8 protein-coding genes are annotated in these 7451 nt (G+C 73.0%); 4 read left to right on the top strand and 4 right to left on the bottom strand.

What is annotated here, in order from left to right; genetic code table 11:
• The coding region (locus tag GT042_RS29220; RefSeq protein ID WP_161311715.1) for an SDR family oxidoreductase at positions 1–663 on the bottom strand (663 nt) is incomplete at its 3' end.
• 99 nt (positions 664–762) lie between these two features.
• Between GT042_RS29220 and GT042_RS29215 the strand changes: the two genes are divergently transcribed.
• Positions 763–2181 (top strand): alkaline phosphatase PhoX, encoded by a 1419-nt coding sequence (locus GT042_RS29215; RefSeq protein WP_161311714.1) that lies wholly within the window; start codon positions 763–765, stop codon positions 2179–2181.
• A gap of 119 nt (positions 2182–2300) precedes the next feature.
• Positions 2301–2528: a hypothetical protein gene (locus tag GT042_RS29210; protein ID WP_161311713.1), complete on the top strand. Its 228-nt coding sequence runs from the start codon at positions 2301–2303 to the stop codon at positions 2526–2528.
• 112 nt (positions 2529–2640) lie between these two features.
• On the opposite strand, the gene GT042_RS29205 is transcribed toward GT042_RS29210, so the two are convergent.
• From GT042_RS29205 to GT042_RS29195, 3 genes are all read right to left on the bottom strand, one after another.
• On the bottom strand, positions 2641–3846 hold the full coding sequence (locus GT042_RS29205; protein ID WP_161311712.1) for a TerD family protein: 1206 nt from the start codon (positions 3844–3846) through the stop codon (positions 2641–2643).
• A 35-nt stretch (positions 3847–3881) separates the two neighbouring features.
• Positions 3882–4106 carry a hypothetical protein gene (locus GT042_RS29200; RefSeq protein WP_161311711.1) on the bottom strand — a complete coding sequence of 75 codons (225 nt, stop codon included), beginning with the start codon at positions 4104–4106 and terminating at the stop codon, positions 3882–3884.
• A gap of 64 nt (positions 4107–4170) precedes the next feature.
• On the bottom strand, positions 4171–4980 hold the full coding sequence (locus GT042_RS29195) for an NAD(P)-dependent oxidoreductase (RefSeq protein WP_161311710.1): 810 nt from the start codon (positions 4978–4980) through the stop codon (positions 4171–4173).
• Between the two features lie 265 nt (positions 4981–5245).
• Here GT042_RS29195 and GT042_RS29190 point away from each other — a divergent pair, with 265 nt between their 5' ends.
• Both GT042_RS29190 and GT042_RS29185 read left to right on the top strand, forming a co-directional pair.
• Entirely contained in the window at positions 5246–6229 is a 984-nt protein-coding gene (locus GT042_RS29190; protein WP_161311709.1) for a 5-dehydro-4-deoxyglucarate dehydratase, read from the top strand.
• Positions 6226–7413: a hypothetical protein gene (locus GT042_RS29185; RefSeq protein WP_161311708.1), complete on the top strand. Its 1188-nt coding sequence runs from the start codon at positions 6226–6228 to the stop codon at positions 7411–7413. The genes GT042_RS29190 and GT042_RS29185 overlap by 4 nt, the downstream gene beginning before the upstream one ends.
• Positions 7414–7451 lie beyond the last annotated feature (38 nt).

The following is a 7451-nucleotide window of genomic DNA, read 5'->3' as shown; positions in this document are numbered from 1 at the left end:
GAACGGACTCTGCCCCCGGATCCCCTCCCCTTCCGGCCCCGACAGCCGCCCCGCCACCCGCTCCGTCTCGAAGAAGCCGGGCGCGACCGACACCACGCCGATGCCGTACGGGGCCAGGGACACCGCCAGGGACTGTCCCAGCGCGTGCACCGCCGCCTTCGTCGCGCCGTAGGCGGGGTGGTCCGGCTCACCCCGGTACGCGCCGCGTGAGCCGATGTTCACGATCCGGCCCGCCACGCTCCGGTCGATCATGTTCCGTGCCGCCCGGTGGCTGAGCAGCGCCGTGGCGAGGACGTTCACGGACAGGTGGCGCTGCCAGATCTCGGTCCACTCCTCGTACGACGTCGTCGGCAGCGGATGCCGTTCGTTGACCGCCGCGTTGTTGACCAGGACGTCGATCCCGCCCAGGGCCTCCGCCGCCTCGTCCGCGACCCGCGCCGCCTCCGCCGGGTCGGAGAGGTCGCCGCCGACCAGCACGTGCCCCGTACCCGACAGGGACTCCAGCGTGAGCCGGGCCTCGGCCGCGCGGGTCCCGTGGTGGACGGCGACCACGTCGCCGTTGGCGGCGAACACCTGGGCCACCGCGCGGCCCAGCCCGCGCGACGCCCCGCTGACGAGCACGCGGCGACCGGTCGCGGGCAGGGAAGTCACCGGCAGGTTCATGGACGCGGGCCTTTCGGACGTCGGACGCTGTTCAACCGCCGTTTATACGCGCACGCGACCGTGTTCTCCCACACTCCCACGCCCCAGGAGGCCGCCGCGATGCCGCTGACCCGCAGGGAATTCTCCGGGAAGTCCGCTCTCACCGGCGCCGGCCTCGTCCTCACGGGCGCCGCCGGAGCCCTCGCGACCGCCCCCGGCGCCCTCGCCGCCGAGGACGCGCCCGAGGTGGCCTGCGGACCCGCGCCGCAGCCGGGGTACGGGCCGCTGCTCCCCGACCCGGCCGGGATGCTCGCGCTGCCGAAGGGGTTCTCGTACCGCGTCCTCACCCACAGCGGGGTCACCCGGCTGGAGACCGGCGAGTTCACGCCGTCGGACCACGACGGCACCGCCACGTTCGACGGCCCGCGCGGTACGACGCTGCTGGTCAACAACCACGAGCTGGACGGGCCCCGGACCGACTACCCGTACCCGGTGCCGCTGACCGAGGGTCTGGTGTACGACCCGGCGGCGGCCGGCGGCTGCACCGTCGTGGAGACGCACCGCGACGGCCGTACCGCCGAGTGGGTCGGCATCGCCGGCACCTCCACGAACTGCGCGGGCGGGCGCACCCCTTGGGGCACCTGGCTGACGTGCGAGGAGAACGCCGACCGGGCCGGCCAGAACGGGATGACCAAGGATCACGGCTTTGTCTTCGAGGTCGACCCGTACGACCGCAGGGCCAACCGCGACCCCCGGCCCGTCAAGGCGTTCGGCCGGTTCGAGCACGAGGCCGTCGTGGTGGACCCGCGTACCGGGCACGCCTATCTGACGGAGGACGCGGACGGTCCCAACGGTCTGCTCTACCGCTGGGTCCCGCCGAAGGGCTTCGAGCACGGCCGGGGCCGGCTCCGGCACCTCGCCGACGACGCGGGGGTGCTCCAGGCTCCGCGCTGCTTCGACGCGGGCGGCCGGTTCGTGGACGACCTCTCGCGCGCCACGAAGATCGGCACGGTGTACGGCGTGGACTGGCTGGAGGTGCCCGACCGGCAGGCGCGGACCGTCGAGGTGCGGGAGCAGTTCGACGACGGCGACGTCACCCGGGCCAGGAAGCTGGAGGGCATGTGGTGGGCGGACGGGGGCGCGTACGTCGTCTCCTCGTACGCCCGCGACGAGAGCCCGGGCCGCCCGCACGACGGGCAGGTGTGGTTCTACGACCCCCGGCGCCGCACCCTCACCCTCAAGGTGCTGCTGGGGGTCAACACGGACCCGGACGGGGACGGGGCCTTCGACGGCCCCGACAACATCACCGTCTCGCCGTACGGCGGGCTGATCCTCGCGGAGGACGGCGAGGGGGTCCAGCACCTCTTCGGGGCGACGGAGAGCGGGGTCACGTACCCCCTCGCGCGCAACGATCTCAACGACAGCGAGTTCACGGGTGTCGTGTTCTCGCCGGACGGCGCCGTCCTGTACGCCAACATCCAGGAGCCGGGGATCATGCTGGCCGTCACCGGCCCCTGGCGGCGTTCGCCCCGGCGCTGACCGGGCGGCCCGCGCGGGGCTCCGGGCACCCCCGGCAGGGCCCTGGAACGGGTGATCCGGCGGGCCGGTCGGCGGTCGGGCATGGCGCGGCGGGGCCCCTTGGGCGCATACTCCAAGTAATGACAAAGTCAGCCGGATCCCGGCGCCACCTGCCGTCCAGTCCCTTCAACCGCCAAGGCCCGGCCTCACCCCCGCCCGAGCAGTTCGATGTCGGAGACCGCGTCTCCCACGACCAGTTCGGGCTGGGAAGAGTCATCGGAGTCGAGGGCGAACACGCCGTGCTCATCGATTTCTCGGGGCGCCAGGGAAGGATCCTGACCCCCTTTTCCAAACTGACCAAGCTCTGAAGCGGAGCCTGGAGAAGGCCGAGCCCCCGGGCCGCCGCCGGTCGTCGAGACCGTGGCGGCCCGCTGGGCGTTCCGGACGCCGTCCCGATCGTCCCGGGACGGCCTCCCGGGCTCAGAGGATCTTCGCCGCGGGCTTCACCATGCCCCGGACCGTACGGGACTTCACGAACTCCCCGAGGCCGGTCATCTCCCACTCGCCGGAGAACTGCTTGATCAGCTTGGCCATCATCACGCCGGTCTGCGGCTCGGCGCCGGTCAGGTCGAAGCGGACCAGTTCCTCGTCGGTGGCCGCGTCGATCAGCCGGCAGTAGGCCTTGGCGACCTCGTTGAACTTCTGGCCCGTGAACGAGTTCACCGTGAAGACCAGGCCGGTCGCCTCGGCAGGCAGCCGGCCGAGGTCGACGACGATCACCTCGTCGTCCCCCGCGCCCTCTCCGGTGAGGTTGTCCCCGGAGTGCTTGATCGCCCCGTTGAGGATGGACAGCCGGCCGAAGTAGCAGCTGTCCAGGTGCTTGCGGTCCGGGCCGTAGGCGATGACGGAGGCGTCGAGGTCGATGTCCTTGCCGCCGTACGCCGGCTCCCAGCCGAGGCCCATCTTGACCTTGCTGAGCAGCGGGCGGCCGCCCTTGACCAGGGAGACGGTCTGGTTCTTCTGGAGGCTGACGCGGCCCTTGTCGAGGTTGATCTTGCCGGAGCCGGGCGCGGAGGGCGCCGGGGCCTGCGGGGCGGGCGGGGCCGCGGGGGCGGGGGGCGCGGCCACGCGCGGGTCGGCCGCGCGCACCGGCGGGGCCTGGACCGGGGCGGGCGCGGCGGCGGGCTCCTCCACGGAGACGCCGAAGTCGGTGGCGATCCCGGCCAACCCGTTCGCGTACCCCTGCCCGACGGCGCGGACCTTCCAGGCGCCGTTGCGCAGGTAGACCTCGACGATCACCAGCGCGGTCTCGGCGCCGAGCTGCGGGGGCGTGAACGTGGCGAGCACGCTGCCGTCGGCCGCGTTCCGGACCGTCGCCGTGGGCTCGATGCCCTGGAAGCTCTGCCCCGCCGCGTCCGGGCTCGCCGTGACGACGATCTTCTCGATGCCGGCCGGCACGGAACCGGTGTCGACGACGATGGCGTCCGGGGCCGTACCGCCGCCCGAGCGGTAGCTCACGCCGGGGCCCGCGGGCTGGTTGTAGAAGATGAAGTCGTCGTCGGAGCGCACCTTGCCGTCGGCGGTGAGCAGCAGGCCCGATACGTCGAGCCGCACCGGAGCGGTGACGTCCACCGCCACGTGGGCGGTGGGAAGAGGGATGTTCGAGCCGGGGGTCATAGCTGTCATGCCGTCGTAACGAGCGACCCGGCTTTGCCGTTCCCTTACCTACGCCGATTGCGCGAATGTTGGCGCGCGACGCGTTCGTTCCCGAACTTGTACGCGCCCGTCCAGCGGGCCATGACGAGCTGGGCGTCACCCTGCTCCACCTCGGCCAGGAACTTCTCCGCCCGGGCGCCGCGCAGGGTCGCGGCGGCGCGCCCGCGGTGGGTGACGGCGACCGTGCCGTCACCCCTTCGCTCGTAGGTGAATCCGAAAGGCCTGGGCATACCGCCATCGTCCCCGTACGCCCCGCCGCTGTCGCCCGGATTTCGGCGGGGGCCGCCGCCGGCGTCAGTGGGGCCACTGGGGCGGGTGTGTCGTGAAGTGCCCGCCCAGGTGCGCGTGGTCCGGGTTGGCCGGGTCCAGTTCGCCCTGTTCGGCGATGAGCTTCGCGGCGTACGGCTCCGAGTCGTCCTGGGGGTCGTAACCCAGCGCCCGCGCGCCGGACAGGTCCCACCAGAGCCGGGTGTTGGCGGAGGAGCCGTACACGACGGTGTGGCCGACGTCCTCGGCGGTGAGCGCGGCGTGGAAGAGCCGGGCGCCGTCGGCGGGGCTCATCCACACGGACAGCATCCGTACGGAGGTCGGTTCGGCGAAGCAGGAGCCGATCCGGACGGAGACGGTCTCCATGCCGTGCAGGTCCCAGTAGAGCTGCGCGAGGTCCTCGCCGAAGCACTTGGAGAGGCCGTAGTACGTGTCGGGCCGGCGCGGGGTGTCGACGGGGATCAGCGGGTCGTCGCCCTGGGGGCGGGGGGTGAAGCCGACCGCGTGGTTGCTGGAGGCGAAGACCGTGCGCGGGACCCCGGCCGCGCGGGCCGCCTCGTACAGGTTGTAGGTCCCCTCGATGTTGGCCTTGAGGATCTTGTCGAAGGAGGCTTCCAGGGAGATGCCCGCGAGGTGGATGATCGCGTCGACGCCGTCCACGGCCTCCCGCAGCGCGTCCTTGTCCGCCAGATCGGCCGTGAGGGCGTCCGGCTCGCCCTCGACGGGCCGGGAGTCGAAGAGGCGCAGTTCGTAGCCGTACGCGGGCAGCAGGCCCCGCATCAGGGTGCCGAGGCCGCCGGCGGCGCCGGTGAGCAGGACGGTGCGGGGTGCGGGCATGGGCGCGGTCTCCTCGGCGGTACGGTCGGCGGCCTGTCACCGGACTCAGATCCGTAGACGGTATTCACATGCGTGGACACGCTAAGGAGTGCCCCTCCGCACCGTCAAGTCTTGCGTGGCGGGGAGTGATCCGCCTCCTGGTTGCTGTTTCCTGTCTTGACCTGCGCCGCGCGGCTGCCCTAGCGTGGTCGTGTTCAGAGATATGGACATCGATCAGAATTGTGCACGGGCGGTGAGCGCCCGGTGCACGGCCCAGGGAGCGCCAGTGACCTCAGCCCCGCTCGCCGCCCGACTCACCCGAGTGGAGGGGCCGCTGTTCTTCCCCGTCACCGCGTACGGTCCCGACGGCACACTCGACCTCGACGCGTTCCGCGCGCACGTCAGAGGGGGCGTCGACGCGGGAGCCGCGGCGGTGTTCGCCTGCTGCGGAACGGGCGAGTTCCACGCCCTCACTCCCCAGGAGTTCCGCGACTGCGTCGCCGCCGCCGTGGAGGAGACCGCCGGGGAGGTGCCCGTCGTGGCGGGCGCGGGCTACGGCACCGCCCTCGCGATCCAGTACGCGAAGCTCGCGGAGGAGGCCGGCGCGGACGGGCTGCTCGCCATGCCGCCCTACCTGGTCGTCGCCGACCAAGAGGGCCTGCTGCGCCACTACACCGAGCTGGCCGGGGCCACCTCCCTGGAGACCATCGTCTACCAGCGGGACAACGCCGTCCTCACCCCCGAGACCGCCGTCGCGCTGGCGCAGGTGGAGGGGATCATCGGCCTCAAGGACGGCTTCGGCGACCTCGACCTGATGCAGCGGATCGTCAGCACGGTCCGCCGCGAGCTGCCCGGGCGGGAGTTCCTCTACTTCAACGGGCTGCCCACCGCCGAACTCACCGGGCTCGCCTACCGGGGCATCGGCATCACCCTGTACTCCTCCGCCGTCTTCGCCTTCGCCCCCGACATCGCCCTCGCCTTCCACCGGGCGCTCAACAGCGGCGACGACGTGACGGCCAACCGGCTCCTCGACGGCTTCTACGTACCGCTGGTCGAACTGCGCAACCAGGGGCGGGGGTACGCCGTCTCGCTGGTCAAGGCGGGGGTACGGCTCGGGGGGCTCGACGTCGGCGAGGTGCGGCCGCCGCTGAGCGAGCCGCTCGGTCTGCACGTCAAGGAACTGGCCGCGCTCATCGAGCGGGGCCGCGCGCTGCTGGCGGACACCGCGCCGGGCACCGTGGCCGGCACCGTTCCGGGGACGGGCGCGTGAAGGCCTCCGCGTTCCTCTACCCCTGGGACGTGGTGGGCGACCCGGACGCCGCGCGGCGGATCGCGGACCTCGGCGTCCAGCAGGTCACGCTGGCCTCCGCGTACCACTCCACGCGCGCGCTGACCCCGCGCCACCCGCGCCACCGGATCGTCACGGCCGAACACGCCTCGGTCCTCTACCCCGTGGACGAGGCCCACTGGGCGGGGCACGAGCTGCGGCCGTACGCGGCGGGGGCCTGGGCGCCCGGCGACGCGTACGGGGAGGCGGCGGCGGCGCTCGCCGAGGCGGGCCTGGAGGTGCACAGTTGGGTGGTCCTCGCGCACAACTCCCGCCTGGGCGCGGAGCGTCCCGACACGTCCGTGGTCAACGCGTACGGGGACCGCTACCCCTGGGCGCCCTGCATCGCCCGTCCCGCCGTCGCGGCGTACCTGGTCGCGCTGGCGGCGGAGGCGGCGGTACGGCCCGGGTCGGCCGGTACGGAGCTGGAGTCGTGCGGGTGGTACGGGCTGGCGCACCTGCACGCGCACGACAAGATCGGGGGCGTGGGCCTGGACGAGGCGGCGCAGTACCTGATGTCGCTGTGCTTCTGCGAGGTGTGCGGGGCGGGGTACGCGGAGCTGGGCGTTTCGCCGGAGGCCCTGGCCGCGGCGGTACGGGATGCGCTTCGGCCCGTGTGGGCCGGCTCTGTTGCGGGCGCGGCGGAAGGAGTGCCCTCGGGCGTGGCGGCCATCGAGAAGCTCCTCGGCGCGGAGCTGGCGGCCGTCACTCTCGCGTGGCGTGGCGAAGTGGCCCGTACGCTCCAGGAGTCGGCGGTGGCGGCGGTACGGTCTGCGGGCGGCCCGGGCTTCCAGGTGCTGCTGCACGCGGACCCGGTCCCGTACCACACGGGCGCGAACGCCGGGGTGGACCCGGCGCACATCCTGGGCGTGGCGGACGGGGTGGTCCTGCCGTGCACGGGCGGCGCGGCGTCCCGCATGCTCCCGGCGTTCGCGGCTCACGCCGCGGGGGCGTCCGTACTGGCGGCGAACTTCACTGTCGTGAGCGGGATGGGGGGCGCGCCGGGTTCGCTGGCGCGGGACGCTGCGCTGGCGCAGTCCTTGGGCGCGACGGAGCTTCGCCTGTACCACGGGGGCCTGGCGTCCACGGTGGACCTCGCGACGGTGTCCTCAGCGCTGCCCCGGTGACTGGTTGCGCTTACTGATGTCCTCAATCGCCGGACGGG

This window comes from Streptomyces sp. SID3212, assembly GCF_009865405.1.
Taxonomy (GTDB): Bacteria; Actinomycetota; Actinomycetes; order Streptomycetales; family Streptomycetaceae; genus Streptomyces.
Note: the sequence above shows the minus strand (reverse complement) of the source record. Positions and strands in the feature narration are given on the sequence as shown.